Source organism: Lutibacter sp., from assembly GCF_033723435.1.
In the GTDB taxonomy this organism is placed as follows: Bacteria; Bacteroidota; Bacteroidia; order Flavobacteriales; family Flavobacteriaceae; genus Lutibacter.
Window position 1 is genome coordinate 197,551 of record NZ_JAWVXC010000004.1, and the last position, 26,363, is coordinate 223,913.

General features: G+C 29.9%; 24 protein-coding genes. 17 read left to right on the forward strand and 7 right to left on the reverse strand.

The genetic code is table 11. The features are described 5' to 3' along the window. Nucleotides 1-48 precede the first annotated feature (48 nt). Entirely contained in the window at nt 49-1,029 is a 981-nt protein-coding gene (gene dusB, locus R3342_RS08190; protein WP_318939622.1) for a tRNA dihydrouridine synthase DusB, read from the reverse strand. 93 nt (nt 1,030-1,122) lie between these two features. Here dusB and R3342_RS08195 point away from each other — a divergent pair, with 93 nt between their 5' ends. The 3 genes from R3342_RS08195 (at nt 1,123) to lepA (ending at nt 5,086) form a co-directional block, all read left to right on the forward strand. After that, a complete protein-coding gene (locus tag R3342_RS08195) occupies nt 1,123-2,229 on the forward strand; it encodes a hypothetical protein (RefSeq protein ID WP_318939539.1) in 1,107 nt (368 codons plus the stop codon). A 9-nt stretch (nt 2,230-2,238) separates the two neighbouring features. Then, entirely contained in the window at nt 2,239-3,225 is a 987-nt protein-coding gene (locus tag R3342_RS08200; RefSeq protein ID WP_318939540.1) for a Gfo/Idh/MocA family oxidoreductase, read from the forward strand. Between the two features lie 64 nt (nt 3,226-3,289). Next, nucleotides 3,290-5,086, forward strand: a complete 1,797-nt coding sequence (gene lepA, locus R3342_RS08205; protein WP_318939541.1) for a translation elongation factor 4 — start codon at nt 3,290-3,292, stop codon at nt 5,084-5,086. 58 nt (nt 5,087-5,144) lie between these two features. Here lepA and R3342_RS08210 read toward each other — a convergent pair whose 3' ends face one another. Further along, nucleotides 5,145-5,498, reverse strand: a complete 354-nt coding sequence (locus R3342_RS08210; protein ID WP_318939542.1) for a 4Fe-4S binding protein — start codon at nt 5,496-5,498, stop codon at nt 5,145-5,147. Between the two features lie 166 nt (nt 5,499-5,664). Between R3342_RS08210 and R3342_RS08215 the strand changes: the two genes are divergently transcribed. From R3342_RS08215 to R3342_RS08280, 14 genes are all read left to right on the forward strand, one after another. After that, a complete protein-coding gene (locus R3342_RS08215) occupies nt 5,665-7,521 on the forward strand; it encodes a 2-oxoacid:acceptor oxidoreductase subunit alpha (RefSeq protein WP_318939543.1) in 1,857 nt (618 codons plus the stop codon). A gap of 2 nt (nt 7,522-7,523) precedes the next feature. Further along, entirely contained in the window at nt 7,524-8,537 is a 1,014-nt protein-coding gene (locus tag R3342_RS08220) for a 2-oxoacid:ferredoxin oxidoreductase subunit beta (RefSeq protein WP_318939544.1), read from the forward strand. A gap of 89 nt (nt 8,538-8,626) precedes the next feature. Next, nucleotides 8,627-8,977, forward strand: coding sequence for an NADH-quinone oxidoreductase subunit A (locus R3342_RS08225; RefSeq protein ID WP_318939545.1), 351 nt, complete (start codon nt 8,627-8,629; stop codon nt 8,975-8,977). Further along, nucleotides 8,968-9,567, forward strand: coding sequence for an NADH-quinone oxidoreductase subunit B family protein (locus R3342_RS08230; RefSeq protein WP_318939546.1), 600 nt, complete (start codon nt 8,968-8,970; stop codon nt 9,565-9,567). The genes R3342_RS08225 and R3342_RS08230 overlap by 10 nt, the downstream gene beginning before the upstream one ends. A gap of 18 nt (nt 9,568-9,585) precedes the next feature. Further along, the gene (locus tag R3342_RS08235) at nt 9,586-10,047 is read left to right on the forward strand and encodes an NADH-quinone oxidoreductase subunit C (protein ID WP_318939547.1); all 462 of its coding nucleotides are present in this window, start codon (nt 9,586-9,588) and stop codon (nt 10,045-10,047) included. Between the two features lie 9 nt (nt 10,048-10,056). Then, on the forward strand, nt 10,057-11,178 hold the full coding sequence (locus R3342_RS08240) for an NADH-quinone oxidoreductase subunit D (RefSeq protein WP_318939548.1): 1,122 nt from the start codon (nt 10,057-10,059) through the stop codon (nt 11,176-11,178). A gap of 9 nt (nt 11,179-11,187) precedes the next feature. Beyond that, on the forward strand, nt 11,188-12,267 hold the full coding sequence (gene nuoH / locus R3342_RS08245) for an NADH-quinone oxidoreductase subunit NuoH (protein ID WP_318939549.1): 1,080 nt from the start codon (nt 11,188-11,190) through the stop codon (nt 12,265-12,267). A 19-nt stretch (nt 12,268-12,286) separates the two neighbouring features. Further along, the gene (locus R3342_RS08250) at nt 12,287-12,763 is read left to right on the forward strand and encodes a 4Fe-4S binding protein (RefSeq protein WP_318939550.1); all 477 of its coding nucleotides are present in this window, start codon (nt 12,287-12,289) and stop codon (nt 12,761-12,763) included. Between the two features lie 4 nt (nt 12,764-12,767). Next, on the forward strand, nt 12,768-13,280 hold the full coding sequence (locus R3342_RS08255) for an NADH-quinone oxidoreductase subunit J (protein ID WP_318939551.1): 513 nt from the start codon (nt 12,768-12,770) through the stop codon (nt 13,278-13,280). A gap of 6 nt (nt 13,281-13,286) precedes the next feature. Beyond that, nucleotides 13,287-13,604, forward strand: coding sequence for an NADH-quinone oxidoreductase subunit NuoK (gene nuoK, locus R3342_RS08260; RefSeq protein ID WP_318939552.1), 318 nt, complete (start codon nt 13,287-13,289; stop codon nt 13,602-13,604). A gap of 53 nt (nt 13,605-13,657) precedes the next feature. Further along, nucleotides 13,658-15,574 (forward strand): NADH-quinone oxidoreductase subunit L, encoded by a 1,917-nt coding sequence (gene nuoL / locus R3342_RS08265; RefSeq protein ID WP_318939553.1) that lies wholly within the window; start codon nt 13,658-13,660, stop codon nt 15,572-15,574. A gap of 9 nt (nt 15,575-15,583) precedes the next feature. After that, entirely contained in the window at nt 15,584-17,071 is a 1,488-nt protein-coding gene (locus R3342_RS08270; RefSeq protein WP_318939554.1) for an NADH-quinone oxidoreductase subunit M, read from the forward strand. Between the two features lie 13 nt (nt 17,072-17,084). Continuing rightward, entirely contained in the window at nt 17,085-18,515 is a 1,431-nt protein-coding gene (locus R3342_RS08275) for an NADH-quinone oxidoreductase subunit N (RefSeq protein ID WP_318939555.1), read from the forward strand. 6 nt (nt 18,516-18,521) lie between these two features. Beyond that, complete coding sequence (locus R3342_RS08280; RefSeq protein WP_318939556.1) at nt 18,522-18,842, forward strand: hypothetical protein; 321 nt, start codon at nt 18,522-18,524, stop codon at nt 18,840-18,842. Here R3342_RS08280 and R3342_RS08285 read toward each other — a convergent pair. The 5 genes from R3342_RS08285 to R3342_RS08305 all read right to left on the reverse strand — a co-directional run bounded on the left by R3342_RS08285 (nt 18,839) and on the right by R3342_RS08305 (nt 26,363). Further along, nucleotides 18,839-19,861 carry a glycosyltransferase family protein gene (locus tag R3342_RS08285; protein WP_318939557.1) on the reverse strand — a complete coding sequence of 341 codons (1,023 nt, stop codon included), beginning with the start codon at nt 19,859-19,861 and terminating at the stop codon, nt 18,839-18,841. The genes R3342_RS08280 and R3342_RS08285 overlap by 4 nt on opposite strands. Continuing rightward, nucleotides 19,862-20,722: a UDP-2,3-diacylglucosamine diphosphatase gene (locus R3342_RS08290; RefSeq protein WP_318939558.1), complete on the reverse strand. Its 861-nt coding sequence runs from the start codon at nt 20,720-20,722 to the stop codon at nt 19,862-19,864. An 88-nt stretch (nt 20,723-20,810) separates the two neighbouring features. Further along, the gene (locus tag R3342_RS08295) at nt 20,811-22,628 is read right to left on the reverse strand and encodes a sodium:proton antiporter (protein ID WP_318939559.1); all 1,818 of its coding nucleotides are present in this window, start codon (nt 22,626-22,628) and stop codon (nt 20,811-20,813) included. A gap of 58 nt (nt 22,629-22,686) precedes the next feature. Then, the gene (locus R3342_RS08300) at nt 22,687-23,946 is read right to left on the reverse strand and encodes a YaiO family outer membrane beta-barrel protein (RefSeq protein ID WP_318939560.1); all 1,260 of its coding nucleotides are present in this window, start codon (nt 23,944-23,946) and stop codon (nt 22,687-22,689) included. Next, nucleotides 23,946-26,363 carry a sulfatase-like hydrolase/transferase gene (locus tag R3342_RS08305; protein WP_318939561.1) on the reverse strand — a complete coding sequence of 806 codons (2,418 nt, stop codon included), beginning with the start codon at nt 26,361-26,363 and terminating at the stop codon, nt 23,946-23,948. Before R3342_RS08305 ends, R3342_RS08300 begins: the two co-directional genes overlap by 1 nt.

The following is a 26,363-nucleotide window of genomic DNA, read 5'->3' on the forward strand; positions in this document are numbered from 1 at the left end:
TTTTATGAATTAACCTTTTCAAAAAAATATAAATTTTTCAACATACAATTAGGCGAACTTCTGCAAAACCTCCTCAAATACATTAAACACATCTTGTGCTGAATCAGAAGTAACCATTTTTAAACGATACTCTTTAAAATGTGGAATTCCTCTAAAATAATTGCTATAATGTCTACGAGTTTCCATAACACCAACAATTTCATTTTCCTTCCAATCAATTTCCATTTGTAAATGCCTCTTCGCCATTTCTACGCGTTCTGCAATAGTAATTTCTGGTAGATGTTTACCCGTTTCAAAAAAATGTTTTACTTGTTTAAAAAACCATGGATTTCCAATGCTAGCTCTACCAATCATAGCACCATCTAATCCAAAAACATCTCTCATTTCCATAGCTCTTTCAGGAGAATTTACATCTCCATTTCCAAAAACAGGAATATGCATTCTAGGATTATTTTTAACATCTGCAATAAAACTCCAATCTGCTTCTCCTTTGTACATTTGAGCTCTTGTTCTTCCATGTATAGAAATAGCTTTACAGCCAACATCTTGTAAACGTTCGGCAACTTCTACAATTTGTATCGAATCAAAATCCCAACCCAATCTTGTTTTAACTGTAATTGGCAAATTAGTGTGCTTTACCATAGCATCTGTAAGCTTCACCATTAAATCAATATCTTTTAAAATACCTGCACCTGCACCTTTGCTTACCACTTTTTTAACTGGACAACCAAAATTAATATCGATAATATCCGGCTGAGATTCTTCTACAATTTCCACCGTTTTTAACATCGATTCTAGATTTGCTCCAAAAATTTGAATACCAACTGGGCGTTCTTTTTCATAAATATCTAGTTTTTTTCTACTTTTTGCCGCATTACGTATCAATCCTTCTGAAGAAATAAATTCAGTATACACCAAATCCGCTCCTTGTTCTTTGCATAAAGCTCTAAAAGGTGGGTCGCTTACATCTTCCATTGGCGCTAATAAAAGCGGAAAATCAGGTAATTCTATATTGCCAATTTTTACCAAATCATTAATTTTAGGCTGCAAAAATACATAAATTTAAACATTTCTATTTTTATATTTAAATTGTATTTTTAGCACTTATAAAATATCTTGTTTATGAAATATCCTATTTTAATTCTACTAATTACTTTTACTTTTGTAAGTTGTAAAAAAACTAAAAACAAAAATGCTACAGATGCTAAATCTGGAGCAACTGTTATAGCTAACGTAATTCATTATCCACAAGAAAAACATTTAAAAAATATTAAACAGTTAACTTTTGGAGGAGATAATGCGGAAGCTTATTGGAGTTTTGACAACACCAAATTAGTTTTTCAATCCAATAATAAAGCTTGGGGATTAAACTGTGATCAAATATTTATAATGAATGCTTCAAAGCCTTTAGATAGTTCTGAAATCCCTCAAAGAATTAGCACTGGATTTGGTAGAACAACTTGTAGCTATTTTCTTCCTGGAGATTCTACTATAATTTATGCATCTACACATTTAGCAGGAAAAGATTGTCCTCCTGTTCCTAAAAAAGAAGATTATGGAAACAAATATATATGGCCTGTTTATAAAGGCTATGATATTTTTATTGCTGACACCAAAGGAAACCAATTAAAACAATTAACTTTTAACGATGGTTACGATGCAGAACCAACTGTTTCACCAAAAGGTGATAAAATTGTTTTTACATCTACAAGAACAGGAGATTTAGAATTATTTACCATGAATATTGATGGAAGTAATATTACGCAAATAACTCATGAATTAGGATATGACGGTGGCGCTTTCTTTTCTCCAGATGGCACTAAATTAATTTTCCGATCTTCTCGCCCAAAAACAAAAGCAGAAATTAAAGAATACAAAGATTTATTAGCACAAGGATTAGTACAACCAACCAATATGGAATTATACATTTGCAATGTTGATGGATCTAATTTGAAGAAAATAACTAATTTAGGAAACGCAAATTGGGCTCCATTTTTTCATCCTTCAGGTAAAAAAATAATTTTTTCATCTAATCATAAAACCAAACATAGTTTTAATTTATTTATGATTAATGTAGATGGAACTGGTTTAGAGCAGATTACCTACGATACTGTTTTTGATGCTTTTCCTATGTTTTCTCCTGACGGTAAAAAATTAGTATTTTCTTCAAACAGAAACAATTACGGCACACGCGACACTAATTTATTTGTGGCCGATTGGGTAGAATAATTTATTATTATGGCAAAAATATATAACTGGGCAATTTTAGGATGTGGGCATATTGCTGAAAAATTTGCTTTGGAATTAAAAGAGTTACCAAATGCAAATTTATATGCTACAGCTTCTAGAAACCTAAATAAAGCGGTAAATTTTGCAGTTAAATTTGGATTCAAAAAATCTTATGGATCCTATTTAGAAATGGCTAATGACCCTGATATTGATGTAGTTTATATTGCTACTCCACATACATTTCATTTAGAACATACGCTACTTTGCTTAAACCATAAAAAAGCCGTGTTATGTGAAAAAGCATTTGCCATAAACTCAAAAGAAGTAAAACAAATGATTACTTCTTCAAAAGAAAATAATACATTTTTAATGGAAGCCTTTTGGGTTATTTTTAAACCAAAACTTAAAAAAGTAATTGAATTAATTGAAACTGAAAATTTAGGAAAACTAAAATTTGTAAAATCTGATTTTTATTTCAATGCTGAATATAATCCAAAAAACAGGCTTTATAATATTGAATTGGGAGGTGGTTCATTATTAGATATTGGAATTTACCCTGTTTTTACAGCATTGACTTTACTTGGCACACCAAATGAAATAAAAGTTACTCCACATTTTAGTCCAACAGGCTCTGAAAAAAGTATTTCAATGTTGTTTAGTTATAAAAACGGTGCAACGGCAATTTTATCTTCTAGTTTTGAAACCGATTACAAAAACGAAACTGAATTGTGTTTTGAAAATGGCTTAATTAAATACGAACGTTTTTCAGAAAATCCGATTCAATTATTTAAAGATGGTAATAAACAAGAAATATTTTTTGAAGCTACTAAAAATTCGGGCTATAAATACGAAGCAATTCATGTTATGGATTGTTTAGATAAAGGCATTATTGAAAGTCCTATTATAACCAATCAAGTTAGTTTAGATTTAATGAGCATTTTAGATAAAATCAGAAAAAAAGCAGGTATTTTTTATCCAAATCATGACACTGTTTAATTTTAATTTTCGGAACAAATAATTAGTTATCTTTGCGCACAAATAGAAGACTGGAAAACGAAGTATGAAACACATTAGAAATTTTTGCATTATTGCGCATATTGATCACGGAAAAAGCACACTTGCCGATAGACTATTAAGTTTTACCGGAACTACAACTGCACGTGAAGAACAGGCACAGTTGCTAGATAATATGGATCTAGAACGTGAACGTGGTATTACCATTAAAAGTCACGCCATTCAAATGGATTATGTTTATGAAGGGGAAAAGTATACTTTAAATTTAATTGATACTCCTGGCCATGTAGATTTTTCCTATGAAGTTTCTCGTTCTATTGCTGCTTGTGAAGGAGCCTTATTAATTGTAGATGCTGCGCAAAGTATACAAGCACAAACTATTTCTAATTTATACTTAGCTTTAGAAAATGACTTAGAAATAATTCCGATTTTAAACAAAGTAGATTTACCAAGTGCAAATCCAGAAGAAGTAACTGATGATATTGTAGCTTTATTAGGTTGTAATGCGGATGAAGTAATTCACGCAAGTGGAAAAACCGGATTTGGAGTTGAAAATATTTTGGAGGCTATTATTACTAAAATTCCTGCTCCAAACGGAGATATTAACAAGCCTCTACAAGCTCTAATTTTCGATTCTGTTTATAACTCATATCGCGGTGTTGAAACCTATTTTAGAGTTATAAATGGTGAAATAAAAAAAGGTCAGCGTATAAAATTTATGGCTACAAATAAATTATATACCGCAGACGAAGTTGGCACATTAAAATTAACGCAAATTCCTAAACCTAGTATTAAAGCTGGCGATGTTGGCTATTTAATTACAGGTGTTAAAACAGCAAGTGAAATTAAAGTTGGTGATACAATTACCGATGCTTTAAATCCAACGCAAAATAGAATTGATGGTTTTGAAGATGTAAAACCAATGGTTTTTGCAGGAATTTATCCTGTTGATACTGAAGATTATGAAGAACTTAGAAGTTCTATGGAAAAATTACAATTAAATGATGCTTCTTTAGTTTTTACTCCTGAAAGTTCCGCTGCATTAGGATTTGGTTTCAGATGCGGATTTTTAGGAATGCTTCATTTAGAAATTATTCAAGAAAGATTAGAGCGTGAATTTGATATGACGGTTATAACAACTGTACCAAACGTATCTTATCATGCATTTACAAATAAACATCCTGACATTCCAATTTTGGTAAACAATCCTTCTGATTTACCAGAACCTTCTAAAATAAATAGAGTTGAAGAACCTTTTATAAAAGCATCTATAATAACTAAAGCCGATTTTGTAGGTCCAGTAATGAGTTTGTGTATTGAAAAACGCGGGCAAATTACAAATCAAAATTACCTAACTCCTGAACGAGTAGAATTAACTTTTGATATGCCTTTATCTGAAATTGTATTTGATTTTTATGACAGATTAAAAACCGTTTCAAAAGGTTATGCTTCTTTTGATTATCATCCAATAGGATTAAAAGCTTCTAAATTAGTTAGGGTTGATATTTTATTAAACGGAACTCCAGTTGATGCTTTATCAGCTTTGATTCACGCAGACAATGCTTATAGTATTGGCAAAAAAATGTGTGAAAAATTAAGACAATTAATACCTCGTCAACAATTTGACATTCCTATTCAAGCTGCAATTGGCGCTAAAATTATTTCACGAGAAACAGTAAAAGCTTTACGTAAAGATGTTACTGCAAAATGTTATGGTGGTGATATTTCACGTAAACGAAAATTATTAGAAAAACAGAAAAAAGGTAAAAAACGTATGCGACAAGTAGGTAATGTTGAAATTCCTCAACAAGCATTTATGGCCGTTTTAAAACTAAATGATTAAAAATAAAACATAAAAAAACGCCGAAATTTCGGCGTTTTTTTATAAATAATTTTGAAGATTATTCTCCGTGTAACCAAGCTTTTTTAGCCAATAATTGTTCTTCAGTTTCTTCATGATCTTCATCAGGAACACAACAATCTACTGGACATACAGAAGCACATTGAGGTTCGTCATGGAAACCTTTACATTCTGTACATTTATCAGTTACAATAAAATAAAATTCATCCGATTTTGGTTCTTGCTTTTCATCTGCATCCATTTCTTCGCCAGTGCTAGGAGATGTTACAGTACCGCTTAATGACGTTTCATCGGATAATGCCCATTCATTATCTGGTTCATAAATTGCATTATTAGGACATTCTGAAATACATGCATCACAATTAATGCATTCATCTGTTATTTTAATTGCCATGATTAATTTTTTAAATTTATTATTTCACAAAATTATATAATTTATATTAAATCAGATGTGATAAAAATCATTTCCTTTTATAAAAAGTAACGATACATTTGGCACTTAATATTCAAGTATAAATTATTTTTTAAAATTAAATAAATTTTTCAAATTATCATAAATTATGATTACAACTAAAAATAACGGACCCGTTGAAGTTTTAGAAGGCGTAGTTATCAGGTTTGTTGGAGATTCTGGAGATGGTATGCAATTAACAGGAACTCAATTTTCTGACACTTCTGCTATGTTTGGAAACGACATTGCAACTTTTCCAAACTACCCAGCGGAGATTAGAGCCCCTCAAGGAAGTTTATATGGCGTTTCTGGATTCCAAGTTCATATTGGTAGTGTAGAAGTTAGCACACCAGGCGACGATTTAGATTTGTTGGTTGCTATGAACCCTGCAGGTTTAAAGACGAACTTACATGCAGTAAAACCTGGACATACTATTATTGTAGACACCGATTCTTTTACTAAAAAAAATCTTGAAAAAGCTAAATATGAATCTAATCCATTAGAAGATGGTAGTTTAGATAACTACAGTGTAATTGAAGTGGCTATGACTTCTTTAACAAAAGAAGCATTAAAAGATGTTGTAGGGTTAGATAATAAATCCATTACTCGAAGTAAAAACATGTTTGCTTTAGGAATGGTTTATTGGATGTATCATAGAGAAAAAGATTATACTATTGATTTTTTCAATAAAAAATTCAAAAATAAACCACTAATAATAGAAGCAAATACTAAGGTTTTAAATGCTGGTTATTTCTTTGCGGAAACTTTAGAATTAATTCCTAATTCATATACTATTTCTCCTGCAAAAATGGAGAAAGGAACCTATAGAATTATTATGGGTAACGCTGCAACTGCTTGGGGATTATTAGCTGCTGCTGAAAAATCTGGTTTAGAGTTATTTTTAGGCTCGTACCCAATAACTCCAGCAACTGATATTTTGCATGAATTAGTAAAACATAAACATTTTGGCGTTAAAGCTTTTCAAGCTGAAGACGAAATTGCTGGTATTTCTTCCGCAATTGGAGCTTCATTTGCTGGTGATTTAGCTGTAACTACAACTTCAGGACCTGGATTAGCTTTAAAAGGTGAGGCTTTAGGTTTAGCAATGATGATTGAATTACCTTTAGTAGTTGTAAATGTACAACGTGGAGGTCCTTCAACAGGTTTACCTACTAAAACAGAACAATCCGATTTATTACAAGCAATGTATGGTAGAAATGGGGAAAGCCCAGTTGTAGTAATTGCTGCTAGTACTCCTGCAAACTGTTTTAATTATGCTTTTGAAGCTGCAAAACTTGCATTAGAACATATGACTCCAGTTATTTTACTTACAGATGGTTATATTGCTAATGGTTCTGCTCCTTGGAAAGTTATAAGTGTAAAAGATATGCCAGAAATTAAAACTAATAAAGTTACTGAATACTCAGAAAATTGGCATCCTTATGATAGACACGAAGATACTTTAGCTCGTGATTGGGCAGTACCAGGAACTCCCGGTTTTGAACACAGAGTTGGTGGTTTAGAAAAAGATAGTATTACAGGTAATGTGTCTTACGTTCCTGAAAACCATGAAAAGATGACACACCTTAGAGCTGAAAAAATTAAAAGAGTTCAAAATTACATTCCAAATCTTAAAACTGAATTTGCTACTGAAGGTGATTTATTAGTTGTTGGTTGGGGAGGTACTTATGGATCTTTACATTCAGCAGTAAAACAATTTAATGAAGATGGTAATAAAAAAGTTGGTTTAGCCCATTTTAATTATATAAATCCACTTCCTAAAAATACAGAAGAAGTTTTACGCAAATTCAAAAAAATAATAGTTTGTGAATTAAATAGCGGACAATTTGTAAATGTTTTAAAAATGAATTTTAAAAATCTTGATATTTATCAACACAATAAAGTTCAAGGATTACCTTTTGCAAATAGCGAATTAATTGATCAATTTAAACAATTAGTAAAATAATTATGGAAACAACAGCTGAAAAAAAATATACATTTAAAGATTTTCAAAGCGACCAAGAAGTTCGTTGGTGTCCTGGTTGTGATGATTATGTAATATTACGATCCATGCAAAAAGCATTACCTGAAATGGGCGTTAAAAAAGAAGACGTTGTGTTTATTTCAGGAATAGGATGTTCATCACGTTTTCCATATTATATGAATACTTATGGTATGCATTCTATCCATGGTAGAGCTCCAGGTATTGCAACAGGAACAAAATTAGCTAATCCAGACTTAAGCGTTTGGGTAATGACTGGTGACGGCGATTCTATGGCAATTGGAGGTAATCACTTTATACATGTCCTTAGAAGAAACATCGATTTAAATATTGTTATGTTTAATAATGAAATTTATGGATTAACCAAAGGACAGTTCTCTCCTACTTCACTAGTTGGACAAAAAACCAAGTCTTCTCCTTATGGAAATACGCAACCTCCATTTTTACCAGGTGAATTAGCTTTAGGAGCTAAAGCAAGATTCTTTGCTAGAATTGGTGGTAACAATCCTAAAGACATGACCCGAATTTTAATTGAGGCTCATAAATTTAAAGGAACTTCATTAATAGAAGTATTACAAAATTGTGTCATTTTTAATGATGGATGTTATACACAGTACACCGATAAAGTTGTAAAAGAGGATAAACAAATTTATTTGGAGCATGGTAAACCAATGATTTTTGGTAAAAATAAAGATAAAGGTTTAGTACTTAACGGCTTAAAATTAGAAGTAGTAACTATTGGGGAAAATGGCATTACAGAAAAAGATATTTTAGTTCATGACGCTAAAGAAAAAGATCCAACTATGCATCAAATGTTAGTTAGATTAGAATATCCTTTAGCTACCGGAGTTATTAGAAGTTTTAATGATGTAACCTTAGAAGAACGCGAAAACGCTCTAACAGAGCAAGTAAAAGCGAACTCTAAATTTACTAAAACAGACGATCTATTTTTCTCAGGAGAAACGTATGAAGTTAAGTAATAAATATTACTATTTTAACTGACTATTATCATTTAATTTTCGAATGCATTCCTATAATTTTGCCTTCTAATTTAAAAAGTATATAAAAAATGGGTTCAGAAGCCATCATTGTATTTTTACTTGCTGCAATTGTTTTAGTAGTAGGTGCAAACTTTTTATCAAATTTAATATCACATAAATCCGATAACCCTCAAAAAAGAGAGCCTTACGAATGTGGTATTCCAACCATTGGACCAACTTGGATTCAATTTAATGTAGGATATTATTTATTTGCTATTTTATTTCTAATTTTTGATGTTGAAGTAGCATTTTTAATTCCTTGGGCAGTAGTTTTCAAAGAAATTGGCACAGTTGCCTTGGTTGAAATAATTGTATTTCTAATAATTTTAGGTTTAGGATTGTTATATGCCTATAAAAAACGAGCTTTACGATGGGAGTAGAAAAAAAACGATTTTTAAATCAATTTGAAGCAGACGGACTAAAACAAGTTGTGCCTGAAGATTTTCCTGGCAAAGTAATTCCAGGAGGTAACGGCGGAAATATTGTAGTTACAACATTAGATAGTGTTATTAACTGGGGGCGATCAAATTCATTATGGCCCCTTTATTTTGGAACAAGTTGTTGCGCAATTGAAATGATGCAAACTGGAGCTCCAAAACATGATTTTTCTAGATTTGGTTTTGAAGTTGCCAGACCTTCTGCTAGACAAGCAGACCTTATTATTATTGCAGGAACTATTGTAAATAAAATGGGACCTGTTTTAAGAAGATTATACGATCAAATGGCAGAGCCTAAATATGTAATTGCAATGGGGGCTTGCGCTATTTCAGGCGGTCCTTTTTATTATAATTCCTATTCTGTAATTAAAGGTGCAGACCACGTAATACCTGTTGATGTTTATGTTCCTGGATGCCCTCCAAGACCTGAAGCATTATTAGAAGGTATGATTATGTTACAGAAAAAAATAAAAACGGAAAACATGAGCCATAAGGTTAATCCTATAGATGGTTTTGATGAAGGAAAAGTTTGAATTTAAGCAATAGATAAAATGAAAAACGAAGATTTACAAAACATCATAAATGGCTTAGGAGAAAATTTAGAATTTTCCACAGAAGAATCTGAATTTTTAAATGTATTAGTTCCTAAAGAACAACTTCATGCTGTTTGCAGTCAATTAAAGTCAAATCCAGAATTAAAATTTGATTATGCTTTTTGTATAACAGGTATGGATTGGGGAAAAGAGTTAGGGGTTATTTATCATTTAAATTCTACCGAACTTGAACATGAAATAGTAGTAAAAGTAAAAACAGAAGATCGTGAAAACCCTACTTTAGATTCTGTACATGACATATGGCAAACAGCTGAATTTCACGAATTAGAAATCTACGATTTTTTCGGTATAAAATTCAATAATCATCCAAAATTAAGACGCTTGTTTTTAACGCCAGATTGGGAAGGTTATCCTTTGAGAAAAGATTATGTAGATGAAGCTAATATGATTATCAAATAAGCATTACTCATGACAGATCAAGAAATAAAAAACAAAATAAAAACGGAAGAATATTTCGTTAATATGGGGCCTCAACACCCTGCAGCTCATGGTGTATTACGTTTGTTATTAACTATTGATGGTGAAATTATTAAAAATGTGGAACCAGATTTAGGGTATATTCATCGTTCTATTGAAAAAATGAGTGAACGCGATAGTTACCAACAAATTGTTCATTTAACAGATAGAATGGATTATTTGTCTTCAAATATAAATAATGAAGCGGTTTGTTTAACTGTTGAAAAAGCTTTAGAAATTGAAGTTAGTGATAGAGTTAAAGTAATTAGAACCATTATTTCTGAATTAACACGTATTGCATCTCACTGTTTATGGTGGGGAGTTATGGGAATGGATTTAGGTGCATTAACTACCTATTTTTATGCATTTAGAGATAGAGAAATGATTAACGATATTTTTGAAGAAACTTGTGGAGCTCGTTTAACTATGAATTATAATGCTCCAGGAGGTTTAATGTATGATATACATCCAAATTTTGTAAAAAGAACTAAAGATTTTATCAAGCACTTTAAAACCAAAATTCCGGAATACGACCGTTTATTAACTGGTAATGTAATCTTTCAGAAAAGAACAAAAGGAGTTGGCGTTTTAACTAAAGAAGATGCTATTTCGTATGGAGTTACTGGTCCTGTTGGTAGAGGTTCTGGATTTTCATGTGATGTTAGAAAACATCATACATATAGTGCTTATGACAGAGTAGATTTTAAAGAAGCTCTATTAACTGAGGGTGATACGTTTGCGCGTTATCAAGTTAGAATTATGGAACTTTGGGAGTCTATTTCTATTATAGAGCAATTGATTGATAACATTCCCGAAGGATCTGTAAAAGAACCAACCAAAGCAGTCATAAAACTACCTAAAGGAGAATACTATCAACGTGTAGAAACTGCAAGAGGTGAATTAGGTGTTTATATAAATAGTACAGGAACTAAAAACCCATATAGAGTAAAATTCCGTTCTCCAGGTTTTTCAAACTTATCTGTATTAAATCATATAGCTAAAGGAAGTAAAATTGCCGATTTAGTTGCAACTATGGCTTCGTTTGACTTTGTAATTCCAGATATAGATCGTTAATTATAGATTATGAATTTTTTAATAATGAATATTCCATTAAACATCACTAGTACAATCCACGATTGGATTTATAGCATAATGCCTGAAACAGCTGCCAGTATTACCATTATGGTTTTGATAGCTGTAGCTTACTTGGCATTATTTGCAGTAGCAGGTTTATACTTAGTTTTATTAGAACGTAAAGTAGCTGCTTGGTTTCAATTACGTTTAGGACCAAATAGAGTTGGACCTTGGGGGCTATTTCAAACTATTGCAGATGCTTTAAAATTAGTTTCAAAAGAGTTAACTTCAAATGATAGAGTTGATAAATTTCTTTACAATTTAGCTCCTTATTTTGTAATTGTTTCCACCTTAATTGGAATTTCAGTATTCCCTTTTTCAAAACAATTTCAAGCTTTCGATATTAATATTGGACTCTTTTTTCTAATTGCAGTATCTTCTATTGGAGTTATTGGTATTTTAGTTGGAGGTTGGGCTAGTAATAATAAGTTTGCTTTAATTGGCGCTATGCGTAGTGGTTTACAAACCATTAGTTATGAACTATCTGTTGGTTTATCCATTTTAACTATGGTTTTATTAACTGGTACTTTACAATTATCAGAAATTATTGAAGTTCAACGTACAGGAGGTTGGTTAATTTTACAAGGACACATTCCTGCAATAATAGCTTTTTGTATTTTCATGATAGCAGGAACTGCAGAAACTAATAGAGCGCCTTTTGATTTAGTTGAAGCTGAATCGGAACTTGGTGCTGGATTTCATACAGAATATTCAGGAATGAAATTCGCTTATTTCTTTTTAGCCGAGTTTATTAATATGTTTATTATAGCTTCCATTGCTGTAGTATTGTTTTTTGGAGGCTGGTTATCTCCTTTTGGAATAACTGATGGTATTACTTGGTTTCCTGAAGTGCTTTGGTTTTTAATAAAAGTATTAGTAATTATCTTTTTAATGATGTGGTTTAGATGGACATTCCCTCGTTTAAGAGTAGATCAATTACTTACTCTTGAATGGAAATATTTGTTACCATTAAACTTAGCTAATTTAATGATAATGGCAGTTATAATTTGGATGAATTGGACAATTTAACACTTGAAATAATACGATAATGAGTTATTTTTCAGACATATACAATGGAATAAAAACCTTAATTACAGGGATGAAAGTTACTGGAGGTTATTTTATTCATGCAAGAAAAGGAAGTCTAACACAACAATATCCTGATAACAGAGAAACCCTTAAAATGTTTGATCGTTTTAGAGGTGAAGTAGTTATGCCACATGACGCAAACAATCAACACCGTTGTACAGGTTGTCAATCATGTGAAATTGCTTGTCCTAATGGTTCTATTGAAATAATTTGGGATAGGCAAGTGGATCCTGAAACAGGGAAAAAGAAAAAAATGATTGATAAACACATTTACCATTTATCTATGTGTACTATGTGTGGTTTATGTATAGAAGCTTGTCCTACAGACGCAATTGTTTGGGCACAGAATTATGAAAACTCTGTTTACGATAGAAGTTATTTAACAAAAATATTAAATCAGCCAGGCTCAACAGTTCAAGCTGGTATAGAAGATTAAAACTATGGAAGCAATTTTATTTTATATACTCGCAACATTAATGATAATATTCGCTGTTGCATCTGTTACCAGCCGTAAAATTTTAAGAGCTGTAATTTATTTACTATTTGTTTTAATCTGTATTGCTGGATTGTACTTTTTAATTAATTACAATCTTCTTGCGGCCATTCAATTAACCGTATATGGAGGTGGAGTTATAGTACTATTTATTTTCTCTGTTTTATTAGTTCATCATGTAGAACTTGAATTAGAAAAAACATCTTTAAAGAAAAAAATAATTGCAGGTATTCTAAGTCTTTTAGGATTAGGAATAACTCTATGGGCAATATTTACTTATACATTTAAAACTGCAGCAACTACCTACTCTTCTATTGAAGTAAAAGATATAGGCTTTAAATTATTAAGCTATGGTGACGGTGGATTTATTTTACCATTTGAAGTAATAAGTGTGCTTTTAGTAGCAGTAATGATTGGAGCTATTATAGTAGCAAAAGGAAAAAAATTAAAAGAAAATTAATTAAAAATGATTGCAGGAATCAATATATACGAAATTTTAACCCTAACAAGTATCTTATTTTTTATAGGAGTATATGGGTTTTTCACAAGAGAAAACTTGATTACAGTATTACTGTCAATTGAATTAATTTTAAATGCTGCCGCAGTAAACTTTGTGCTTATAAATACTTATTTATATCCAGATTTATTACAAGGCGCCATTTTTACCATATTCATAATTGCACTAGCCGCTGCAGAAACAGCTTTAGCTATTGCCATTATAATTAATTTGTATAAACTCATTTATTCTGTAGAAGTAAAAGACACAGAAACTATGAAATACTAGGTTTATACTTAAAAAATAATTAAACAAAAAGACAAGAATTTAAATTATAAAAAATGGATTTTAGTTATACTATTCTTATTCCGTTAATTCCGCTAGCACTATTTATTGTTTTAGGAATATTCAGTAAAAAAATACCACCATCAATTTCAGGATGGATTGGTTCATTAGGCTTAGGAACTTCATTTGTTTTATCATGGTACACAGCCTATACTTATTTTCTAGAAGGGAAATTAAATGGTGTTTATCAAACTTTTATTTATAAAAACACTTGGTTAAATTTTACCGATAAATTGCATATTGATATGGGAGTACTTATTGATCCTATATCCGTAATGATGTTAGTTGTAGTTTCTACTATTTCCTTTATGGTGCATTTATACAGTAGAGGTTATATGAAAGGTGATGATGGATATACTAGATTCTTTTCCTATTTAGCATTATTTAGCTTTTCCATGTTTGGTTTAGTACTTGCTACTAACCTTTTCCAAATTTATATATTTTGGGAATTGGTGGGTGCTTCATCTTTCCTTTTAATAGGTTATTATTATACCAAACCTTCAGCGGTTGCCGCAGCAAAAAAAGCTTTTATTGTTACTCGTTTTGCCGATTTAGGATTTTTAATAGGAATATTAGTTGTTAGCTATTATGCAGGAACATTTGATTTTCAAGAAATAAATAATTTACAAGGAAGCATTATTACCAATTGGGCAGCTACTTCTTTTATGGGATTATCTGTTTTTACTTGGGGATTAATTTTAATTTATATGGGTGGTATTGGAAAATCAGCAATGTTACCTTTCCACATTTGGTTACCTGATGCAATGGAAGGGCCAACACCTGTTTCAGCTTTAATTCATGCTGCCACTATGGTAGTTGCTGGTGTGTATTTAGTAGCACGTTTATTTCCTGCGTATTATTTTGTTGAAGACGGCTTTGCTTTACAAATTGTAGCTTACATTGGGGCAATTTCATCATTAGTAGCAGCAGTAATTGCTATTACACAAACCGATATTAAAAGAGTTTTGGCATTTTCAACCATGTCTCAAATTGGATATATGATGTTAGCATTAGGTGTTTCAAAATATGATGGTCATGAGGGATTAGGTTTTATGGCTTCCATGTTCCATTTATTTACCCATGCAATGTTTAAAGCATTATTGTTCTTAGGTGCTGGTTCAGTTATTCATGCAATACATAGTAACGAAATGGGCGATATGGGCGGATTACGAAAATATATGCCAATAACACACATTACATTTTTAATTGCGGCTTTATCAATTGCTGGTTTCCCAGGGTTTGCAGGATTTTTTAGTAAAGATGAAATTTTAGCTGCTGCTTTTGAAAACAACATGCTAATTTATATAAGTAGTGTATTTGTAGCTGGTTTAACTGCTTTTTATATGTTCCGATTATATTTTGGAATTTTCTGGGGACAAGAAAAACAATACAAACACACACCTCATGAATCGCCATGGTCTATGACAATTCCTATGGTATTTTTAGCTTTTATGAGTATAGCTGGTGGTTACTTCCATTTTAGTGAGTATGTAACTGCTGACCATATTCCTTTTAAATCTCATTTAGACCTTCCTTTAGCTGCAATAGCTACATCAGTAGGTTTAGTTGGAATTATTTTAGCATTTGTGTTTTATAAAAAAGAAAATAATTTACCTGAACGATTTGCACATGCATTTGGCGTTTTCTATAAATGGACTTACCATAAATTTTATTTTGATGAATTATACATCTTTATCACTAAAAAAGTATTATTTGGAGTTGTTGGTTTTTCCGCTGCTTGGTTCGATAAACATATTGTAGATGGATCTATGATAGGTATAGGAAATGTTACTGTTTCTATTTCTAATAAAATTAAAGGATTGCAATCTGGTAAATTTCAAGATTATGCAATGTCCTTTATTGGAGGTGGCGTAGTAATCGCAATGGTAATTTTTTATTTATGGATAAATTAATTTAATATAATGGATATTTTATCACTTTTTGTAGTTGTACCTATTTTAACTGTTTTAGTTTTAGTTTTTGCTAAAAATCTTAAACAAGCAAGGGTAATATCGTTAATTGGTATGGCAATTCAATTTGCCATGTCTATAAATTTAATTTTCGCTTATTTAAAAGAGCGAGCAACAAATACCGATATTATGGTTTTCACCAAAGATGTTGTTTGGTTTGAAAATTTTAATATTCATTACAGCATTGGAGTTGATGCCATTTCTGTGGTAATGATTGCTTTAACTTCTACAGTAGTTTTAGCAGGTATTTTTATTTCTTGGAAAATAGACGATTTAGCTAAAGAATTTTTTGTTTCGTTAATTGTTTTATCTTCAGGAGTTTTTGGGTTCTTTATTTCTACTGATTTATTTACCATGTTCGTTTTTTACGAAATAGCTGTAATTCCAATGTACCTTTTAATTGGTATTTGGGGATCTGGTCCTAAAGAAAACTCTGCAATGAAATTAACATTAATGTTAATGGGAGCTTCAGCAGTATTATCTGTAGGTATTTTAGGTATTTATTTCAACTCAAACGCTGATGGAGGTGCTTTAACTTTTAATATTTTTGAAATAGCACAAGTTCATATTCCTGAAGCTGCACAAAACTTATTTTTCCCATTTGTATTTATTGGTTTTGCTGTAATCGGGGCTTTATTTCCTTTTCATACTTGGTCACCATCTGGTCACGCATCAGCTCCAACAGCAGTTTCTATGTTACACGCAGGGGTTTTAATGAAATTAGGTGGATACGGTGTATTTAGAATTGCTATGTATTTATTACCTCTTGGTGCTTTAAACTGGACAGATTTCTTCTTGGTTTTAGCTGCCTTTGGTGTTATTTATGGGGCATTTGGAGCTACAATGCAAAAAGATTTAAAATACGTGAATGCATATGCTTCCGTTAGTCACTTAGCTTTAGTTTTATTTGCTTTATTAATGATTAATAAAACCGCTTGGAATGGTGCTATTATCCAATCTTTATCTCACGGGTTATTAACTGCTTTATTCTTTGCTTTAATTGGAATGGTGTATGGAAGAACTCATACAAGAGAAATAGACAAATTAGGTGGTTTAATGAAAATATTACCTTTTATAGGCGCCATATATGTAATCACTGGTTTAGCTTATTTAGGATTACCTGGTTTTAGTGGTTTTGTTGCTGAAATGAGTGTTTTTGTAGGTGCATTTCAACATCCTGATATGTTCCATAGAGTTTTAACCATTGTGGTAGTTTCTTCTATTGTTGTAACTGCTGTATATATTTTAAGAATGGTTGGTAAAATTATGATGGGACCTTTATCCAATATGGAATATGCCAAATTACCAAAAGCTACTTGGTACGAAAAAACTGGACTAATATTACTAATGATTCCTGTTGTAATTATTGGGGTAATGCCACTTGGCTTAAGTGAAATGTTAAAAGCAAGTATTCAACCGTTTTTAGAACGATTATTATAAAAAATTAAGAAAGATGAACTTAGAAAGTTTACTATTAATGCGATCAGAAATAGGATTAACTGCAATTATTGTATTGTTAATTATATTCGAAATTTTTACCAACAAAAAACAAAAAGCAAATATAATTCCGTTTGCGCTAATTTTATTGGCTATAAATACCATATTAGGATTTTTCCCTTTAAATACTGGCGAAATATTTGGTGGTATGTTTAGAACAAATACTTTATTACATTTCTTTAAAACAACTTTAAGTTTAGGTGTTTTAATTTTATTATTACAATCAGCCGATTGGCTTAAAGAAAAAATAGTAGCTGAAAATAAAGCAACAGAATTTATAATTTTAATTATCTCATCGCTATTAGGAGCATACTTTATGATTTCTGCTGGAGATTTTTTAATGTTTTATATTGGACTTGAATTAACCACACTTCCTGTAGCTGCCTTAGTAGCTTATGAAACATATAAAAGAATTTCTGCCGAAGGAGCTGTGAAATATATTTTATCTTCAGCATTAGCTTCAGGTACATCATTATTTGGAATTTCCTTATTATATGCTACTACAGGAACTATTTATTTTGATGCAATGGCTGAAATTTTAACTAGCTCAAATCTTGCAATATTAGGTTTTGTGTTTTTCTTTTCAGGATTAGCATTTAAAATTTCCTTAGTCCCATTCCATTTTTGGACTGCAGATGTTTATGAAGGCTCACCAATTAATGTTGCTTCCTATTTATCCGTAATTTCAAAAGGTGCTGCAGTAGTTATTTTAATGATTCTTTTATTTACTGTGTTTAAACCTTTAATGCCTGCATGGAATAAAATTATTTATATAGTAACCATTGCAACTATGTTTACTGGTAATTTATTTGCTTTAAGACAACAGAATATGAAGCGCTTTTTAGCATATTCATCTATTGCTCAAGCTGGTTTTATATTATTGGGTTTATTATCTGTAGACCAACTAGGAACAGCTACAGTTATTTACTTTGTAGCTATTTATATATTCTCAAATTTAGGCGCATTTGGCGTAGTTCAAGCTATTTCTTCTGCAACTAACAAAGAAAATATAGATGATTATGAAGGTTTATATAGAACTAACCCAAAATTAAGTTTGGTTATGATGCTTGCTTTATTTTCATTAGCGGGTATACCTCCATTAGCTGGATTTTTTGGTAAATTCTTTTTATATACCGCTGCTGCAAGTAAAGGTTATTATGTAATGGTATTTATTGCTGTTGTTAACGCAACCATATCTTTATATTATTATTTATTAGTTGTACGAGCAATGTTTTTAAGAAAAGGGAAAAATCCAATACCTTACTTTAGGAGTGGAAATTATATGAGATTAGGTTTACTAATAGCTGCAATTGGTATTTTGGTAATTGGTTTATATAGCCCTATTTATGAATACATTTATTCATTCAGTAATGTTTTTTTAAATTAATATAGTATGAGACTAGGAGGCAAACATTTATTTGGAAGTATTGGAGAACAACGTGTTACTTTTATTGAAAAAAAGATATCAGAAGATAGAAAAGAGTTTTTAAAAACATTACTAGAGCATAACGGTTTTGAGGTAATTATTCAAGAAGAAAAACGTAAAAGCGAAGAAGAACCTCAACTATATACTGTTGGTGTTACAGATATGACTTTTAACCCAACTATTTGGATATTTCAAAGACGTTTAAAAACTTTAGATGGCAGAAAAGTAACGCACGATTATTGGAATCAAGAAACAGAAGATACTAAACCACAATACTGGAAAATTTAGATAGTTTTTACTTCTGTAATTTTATTTTCTTTAATTATGTATTCATATAAAATATGATCCACAATTTGTTGTGTTTCATTTGGAAAATTTAATTCAACTTTTGTATCACTTGCTATCCAATCCTTTATTTTAGAAATATGTTTCTTTTTTAAAGATTTTAAGATTGGCACTCCTAATTCTTTCAACGCTTCTGCATTAAAATGCTGTTCGTATTGATTTTTCATAGGAATTACCATTAATCTCTTTTTTAAAAAAATAGCCTCAGAAGGAGTCTCAAACCCTGCGCCACATATAATACCTTGACAAGATGCTAAGCTTTTTTCAAATTTTTTACTATTAATTGGCTTTATATAAACATTCTTTTTTTGATAATATTTAGTTGCTTCTTTTGAAAAAACTTTCCATTTTATTCCCTTAACTTGAGATAGTACTTCAATAATTTTTTGATCAGAATATGCAGGTAAATAAACTGTAAAATGATCCTTATTTGTGCGTTTTAACAATCTAATATTATTTCTAATAATTGGCGTGTATACTTTATCGTTATATTTTTTAAAGTGAAATCCATAATTATAGGTACATTTAGCGTAATTTTTAATAATTAAACTCCCTAATAAATCATAATGAGAAGGTTTAGGAACATTTTTAGTAAATAAAGCACTTTGATGGCTTAACGAAATACTTTTTACACTTCTTAATTTACAAGCCCAAGCGGAAATTGGCTCAAAATCATTAATTACTAAATCATAATTTTTAACTGGACAGTTTATAATTTCTTTTAGTACTCTTAAAATATTATTATTTTTTATAGTATTAAAAAAGTTAATGCCTCCTCTTTTTCCAAAATAAAAACTGAGCCCTTTATATTTGTATTTAACTTGATAATCTAAAACTATTTCAGCTTGTGTTCCACTTATTAAAACATCTACTTGTGCTCGATTTAATAACGCTGGTATAACTTCTTTTGCCCTACTTAAATGACCGTTTCCTGTTCCTTGTATTGCATATAATATTTTCATCTATTCTTTAAAATTAAAATCAGCTACTAGCTTTCCAAAAATTTCTTTTGCCGATTTATCTACCAAATCAACATCTTCAATAACTTCTTTTTCATTTGCTTTTTTATAATGTGTTTCATTATATTTATACAAACTCCAAGATTTATTATTGTATTCTAAAGCTGTTAAATTTTCAATCCAATCTCCTGAATTTAAATAAGTTACTTTACCATTATTTGTTGTAATATTTTTTATCACAGGCTGATGTATATGTCCACAAACAACGCAATCAAATTCATTTTGAATAGCTATATCTGTAACTGTTTTTTCAAAATTATTAATAAACTTTACTGCTGATTTTACGCTATCCTTAATTTTTTTGGATAATGATATTTTCCCTTTTCCAAAAAACTCACTAATATTATTTACAGCTTTATTGATAAGGATAAGTAAATCATACCCTTTTGCTCCTAATTTTGCTAACCATTTAGAGTGTTCCATTGTAACATCAAAAACATCCCCATGAAAAAACCAAGCCTTTTTACCATCTAATTCCAACACTACTTTGTTTTTTATGGAAAAAGAACCTAATTTGAAATCAACAAATTTCCGTAGCATTTCATCATGATTTCCTGTAATATAATACACTTTTTTACCTTTAGAAATCCAATTAATTAGCTGTTTTATAATTTTCATGTGTGATTTTGGCCAATAGCGTTTATTGAATTGCCAAACATCAATAATATCCCCATTTAAAATTATAGTATTAGGGTTAATACTTTTTAAATATTTTAACAACTCTTTAGCGTGGCATCCATAAGTTCCTAAATGGATATCTGAGATTACAACTAATTCAAGATTACGTTTAGTAGCAGACTTCAAATTAAATTTTAATAAATTATTTGCTCTGCAAGTACTTAATTAATTGTTATTAAATGGTTTTAATAACCTTATTTTAAAGTTAAGTTTATTAAATTATTGTTTTTCCTAAATAAACAAGTTCATTACCATTTTCAATTATAAAGGAATCCGGTAATGAAGGAATTAAATGAATAACTCCTTTATTATCTTTTAAAAATAAAGGAACAGCAGATTTTTCTAGTTTTAATTCTTTTAATAATTTTATAAAATGCTCTTCAGAAGTAATGCTAACTTCATTTATAAAAGGAAAATCTCTTACTGTTTCACTTAAATTAATAAAATCTTCTGTATCACAAAACAGACCGTTTTTAGGTTTTAAATTATCCTGTTTCATTTCTTCAGAAGTGATTAAACGAAAAGTTCCTTGCTCTCCAAAACTAGATTTATATTTATCTAAAACATAGGTATTTATTATTGGGCTTCCTGTCAAAGCCAGTAAAAAGCCAATATCATTTAACTCTACATTTTCTATTAATTCATCGGAATACACATCACCTTCAAAAGCTTCTAACCCAAGAAGTTTAGCTTTTTCAATATTGCCAGCGTTATTATCAACCAAAACTACTCTTCTATTATTTTTTTTAAGATAAGTTGCTATTAAACGTGCAAAATTTGAAGCTCCAATCATTAAAATTCCATTTGAAGAATCTAAAAAAACTTTGGTTATTTTAGCTACTAATCGTGCAGTTGTGGCGTTTAATAATACAGTTCCTAACACAATCATAAACACTAATGGGGTAATAAATTCTGCTCCTGGCTCCTTCAACATAACTAATTTCAATCCAAATAAAGAAGCGATACCTGCGGCTACGATTCCTCTTGGTCCAACCCAACTAATAAATAACTTTTCGTTTCTCTTTAAATCAGAATTAGAAGTGCTTAAAAAAACAGAAACCGGTCGTAGAACAAGGATTACAATACCAAATAAAACTAGTGTTTTCCAATTATAAATTAATAATAAATCTTTAATATTAATGTTTGCAGCTAATAAAATAAACAGTATTGAAATTAATAATATACTTAATGATTCCTTAAAATATAAAATATCTTTTAGCTCTTTTACTTTCATGTTTCCTAAAACCATTCCCATAATCACAACAGCTAATAACCCTGATTCGTGAGCAAATAAATCGGATAAAACAAACACTGCCAACACCCAAGCTAAAGCAATTACATTTAATAAATAATGAGGTATAAGTCTGTGTTTTATGGAATAAAATAATGCGTAAGCCGCTGTAAACCCAATAGAAAATCCTATAATAATAATTTTTCCGAATTCAATTAGTGCATCTTTGGTGTAATTATATCCTTCACCTACTATAATAAATTCAAAAACTAAAACTGCTACTAAAGCTCCTATTGGGTCAATTAAAATTCCTTCCCATTTTAAAACTGCAGCTATATTTTTTTTTAACGGAATATTTCGAAGAATTGGTGCTATTACAGTTGGACCAGTAACAATAATTAATGCTGAAAATAAAAAAGAAATTTTCCAACTTAAATTAAAGATATAATGAGCTGCTATACCTCCACCAAAAAAAGTTACTGCTGCTCCTAAAGTAATTAATTTTAAAATTGAAGGACCAACATTTAAAATTTCTTCTTTTTTTAATGTTAAACCTCCTTCAAATAAAATAATGCTTATGGCTAGAGAGACAAAATTAAACAGGCGTTCTCCTGGAAATAAACCTTCTCTTCCATTCCAAACAGGTTCAATAAGTTTAGAGCCATTTTCAATAAATAATGTAGAAAATGGTCCTACTGCTAAACCGATTAAAATTAAAGGAAGTATCGCTGGAATTTTAAATTTCCAAGCAAACCACTGAGCGATAATTCCTAAAACAACAATACCTGCAAATTCTACCATACTATCTTTTAATTAGTTTTTTTAACAATATACGATTTATTTGAATTGTGTTTTTTGCTTATCTAAATTTTAATTCCCAAGATAAAGAAAGAGAATAAATCCAAAAGTAATTTCCAAGATCAAAACTAATTTCTTGATGTGTAATTCCAAAGCTAGAACCCCACAAATTTTTATTATTTTTTGAAGAAAAATAATATCCACCATTTATTTTTTGAGAATTTAATTTAACAATGGTATTTTCATTTCCATTAAAGTTAAATCGATCAATTTCAGGAGAATATCCCATGCCTATTGAAGCACTAAAATAATTATTAGCATCGCTTCTATATTTACGATAGTTTAAAGTTCCCGATTTACTACTTCCATTATCATTTGGAGTAATATAGACTCTAAATGCCCAATAACTGTTACCCGTATACCAACCCAATGAACTAGTATAAATGTTGGTTGTAGTATCATATTTTAAAGTTCTAAATCCAGCAGAAATTTCAAAACTTTCTGGTAATGATTTGTATAATTCTGCTCCGTATCTAACATCTGGAAATAAAAAAGTATTAGCAAAACCAATATTTAAATAAGCGTATAATCCCTTAGCTATTTTTGGATATAAATCTATTTCAAATTGCGTCCCGTTTTCTTGAAACCTTCTACTAAAATTCATTTTAGCTATTACACTTCCATATTTAGTTTGTCGGCTATATTTTAAAGTATGTAATTGCATTGGGTCAAATACTTCTGAATAAAAATCTATAGAGGTTTTTAATCCAATAGTATTATAACTTAAAGCATTAATAAGCCCTTTTTTATACTCAAGCGCTTTATTGTTTTTTGGGTTATTAATTATCACTTGATTTACTATGGTCAAAGCGTCTTCAGGGTTTTTACTGTTTTCCTGAGCTTTTGCTTTTAAGAGCAAAATTTCATCATCTTTTGGGAAATATTTTAAAGCATCAGTAGCTAACTCTAAAGCTTTAAATGGAGATTCACTCCACAACTCATTATTGATTGCCGCAACCCAAGTGGTTTTTCTATCTGCATCATTATGAAGCACTTTCATAAATTCTTTTCGTGCTTTATCATAATCTCCATCCCAAGAATAAGTACTGGCTAAAAATGCTCTTACATCATTATAAGTGGGATATTTGGTTAAAATCAACAGTAAAGTATCTTGTGCTTGTTTTCTGTGCTTGTTAAAAGCTAGTTCACGTGCCACTTTAAATGCTGTATCAGGATTTCCTGTAAATTCTTTTTGTTGAGCTACTACATTTACAGAGAGTAAAATAACGAATAAATAAAAAGTTACGATTTTTTTCGACATCAGTTTTTTAGCTTTTGTTTAAATGTTTTATAATCTTTATTATCTGGATATATAATTAATAAACTATCCATAATTTCTTCCGATTGTTTTATGTTTTTTAAACGTTGGTATGCTTTTGCCATTTTAAAACTAATATCTGCATTAGTTAATTTATTTTTTAGTGCTGTTTTATAAATAACTACTGCTTTTTCATCTTGGTTTGACCACCAATACAAATCTAATAAAGCCGCATAACCATCTGAGTAATATGGATTTCTTTTTAATACATTTAATAAGGTTTGTTCTGATTTTTTATAATCACCATTCCAAGCTAACACTCTCCCTTTTAATGTTCTGGCATCTGCATGATTTGGTAATTCATTTAAAATATAATTACACAATAACAGGGCTGTTTTATATTTTTTATTAAATGCATTTTTTCTAGCCAAATAAAAAATTTGATCAAAATTTAACCCTTTTGTCATTTTTTGAATGGTTTTTAATTCAGATTCAGAAAATTTATAATTTGGTTTTCTATAAATATTTAATGAATCTGGGAAAATTTTATCTCGTTTAGTTAAGTATGCATTTAGGTTTTTAAATTTATTTAACGAATCTTTAATTGCTTTTTGCAACTCGTCTTCTTGAACTTTATAAATTCCAAAGTTTTCATTTATTTTATATAAACTTCCAGCAGAATACAAATAATCTTTAAACATAAAATCGTTGATTTTTCCTTTATAACGCATAAAAGCAATTTGATGAATATTCCTAAATTGTTTTGCTGTATCTAAACCCTGACTTATCCATGAAACTTCATCTAATGGTTTCATTTTATAATTATCCATTAAAAAGGAAAGTAAGCTTGGTGTAATATCCCAATGCGAAGAAACTGACTTAAACGTTTCTGTTTTTTTTAATAAAGGACTTGTAATATATAATGGCACATGAAAACGACATAATTTATCTTTTTGTGTTATTGGAATTAATCGATGATCTCCTGTAATAACAAAAATAGTGTTTTTATATTCTGGCCTTTTAGAGTATTCTTCCATAAAGTTTTTTATAGAATTATCTGTATATAATATACTGGCAAAAATATCTTTGTACTCTAATACTTTTTCTTTACTTATTTTTAAAACCTTGCCAGAGTTTAAAATACTATCTACCTTTTCTAAATATTTTTCTTTGTTAGGAAAAGTAAAAGGTTCGTGATTACTTAAAGTCATCACAATATCTAATCGAGGTGATTTTTTATGTTGCATAGATGCTAACATTTTTTTAAAGATTTCCTCATCAGGATAACCCCAAGAAAATCCACCATCATTAGCCGCTGTTTTTTTATACTCTGATCCGTATTTACTTTCATCAATTACATCATCAATTTGATTATATTCTAAAAAATTGATTTTTCTATCAAAGCTAGAAGGATCGCCTGAATAATATGAAGTTGTATATCCATTTGATTTTAAAACGCTTATTAAAGAAATATACGATGGCGCATTTTGTATTTCTAAAAATCCTTTATCACCAAAAGGTAAAGAAGCTGTTAACGAAGGTAAAACACCAAATGTTCTACCTGCATTACTAACAAAATTTTCCCAATATAAAGATTTTGAAATTAAGCTATCTAAATACGGTGTAAAACCGGCATAATTATGATTACCTATAAACTCTCCTCCTAAACCTTCAACCATTATAATTACAATATTTGGTTTAGTTTCAGAAATATTAAAAAATGGTTTTAGTACATCTTTTACTTTTGAAACAGGTTCTAATAACGGATAATCATTTCTACTGTATAAATTTGCATTGGTTCTGTATTTTTCAGTCTGATAGTTAATAATGTCCGTAGCCAAATACTGCATTTTATTTTGAAACAATTCATTAGAAGTATTTGGCAATACTAATTTTAAGCTTCCAAATAATAAAACTAATAAAATGGTAACAATTAAAATTTGAGAATTTAATACACTTTTTTTAAGCAATGTATAAACGCCATAAAAAAATCCGATAAGAACTAAAAAAGGCAGAATAGTAATAAAAGATAAGGATACTGATGAAGTTACCGTTGTATAAATATCATCATAAGAATATCCAAGTAAATCTGCTCCTAAATTAACATGAGTGGTTAAACTGTATTTTATTAAAGATATTTGTATTAATAAAATAAGTATAAATAGTACTTGAAAAATGGGTATAATTCTTTTCTTAAAGAAAATACATCCTAACCAAAATATTGGAAATAAAATAACACCAAGAATTACAATTGCCCAAAAGTCATTTATAAATTTATACGTTATAACTGTAATTACTGAAAATTTATTATTATAATCCGTTAAAAACCAATCTAAAAAACTAGCAACCCATACTACTATTAATACTGTAAATAGTAAATATGCATAGCTATATAGTAATTTTGAATTAAGAATTTTCAT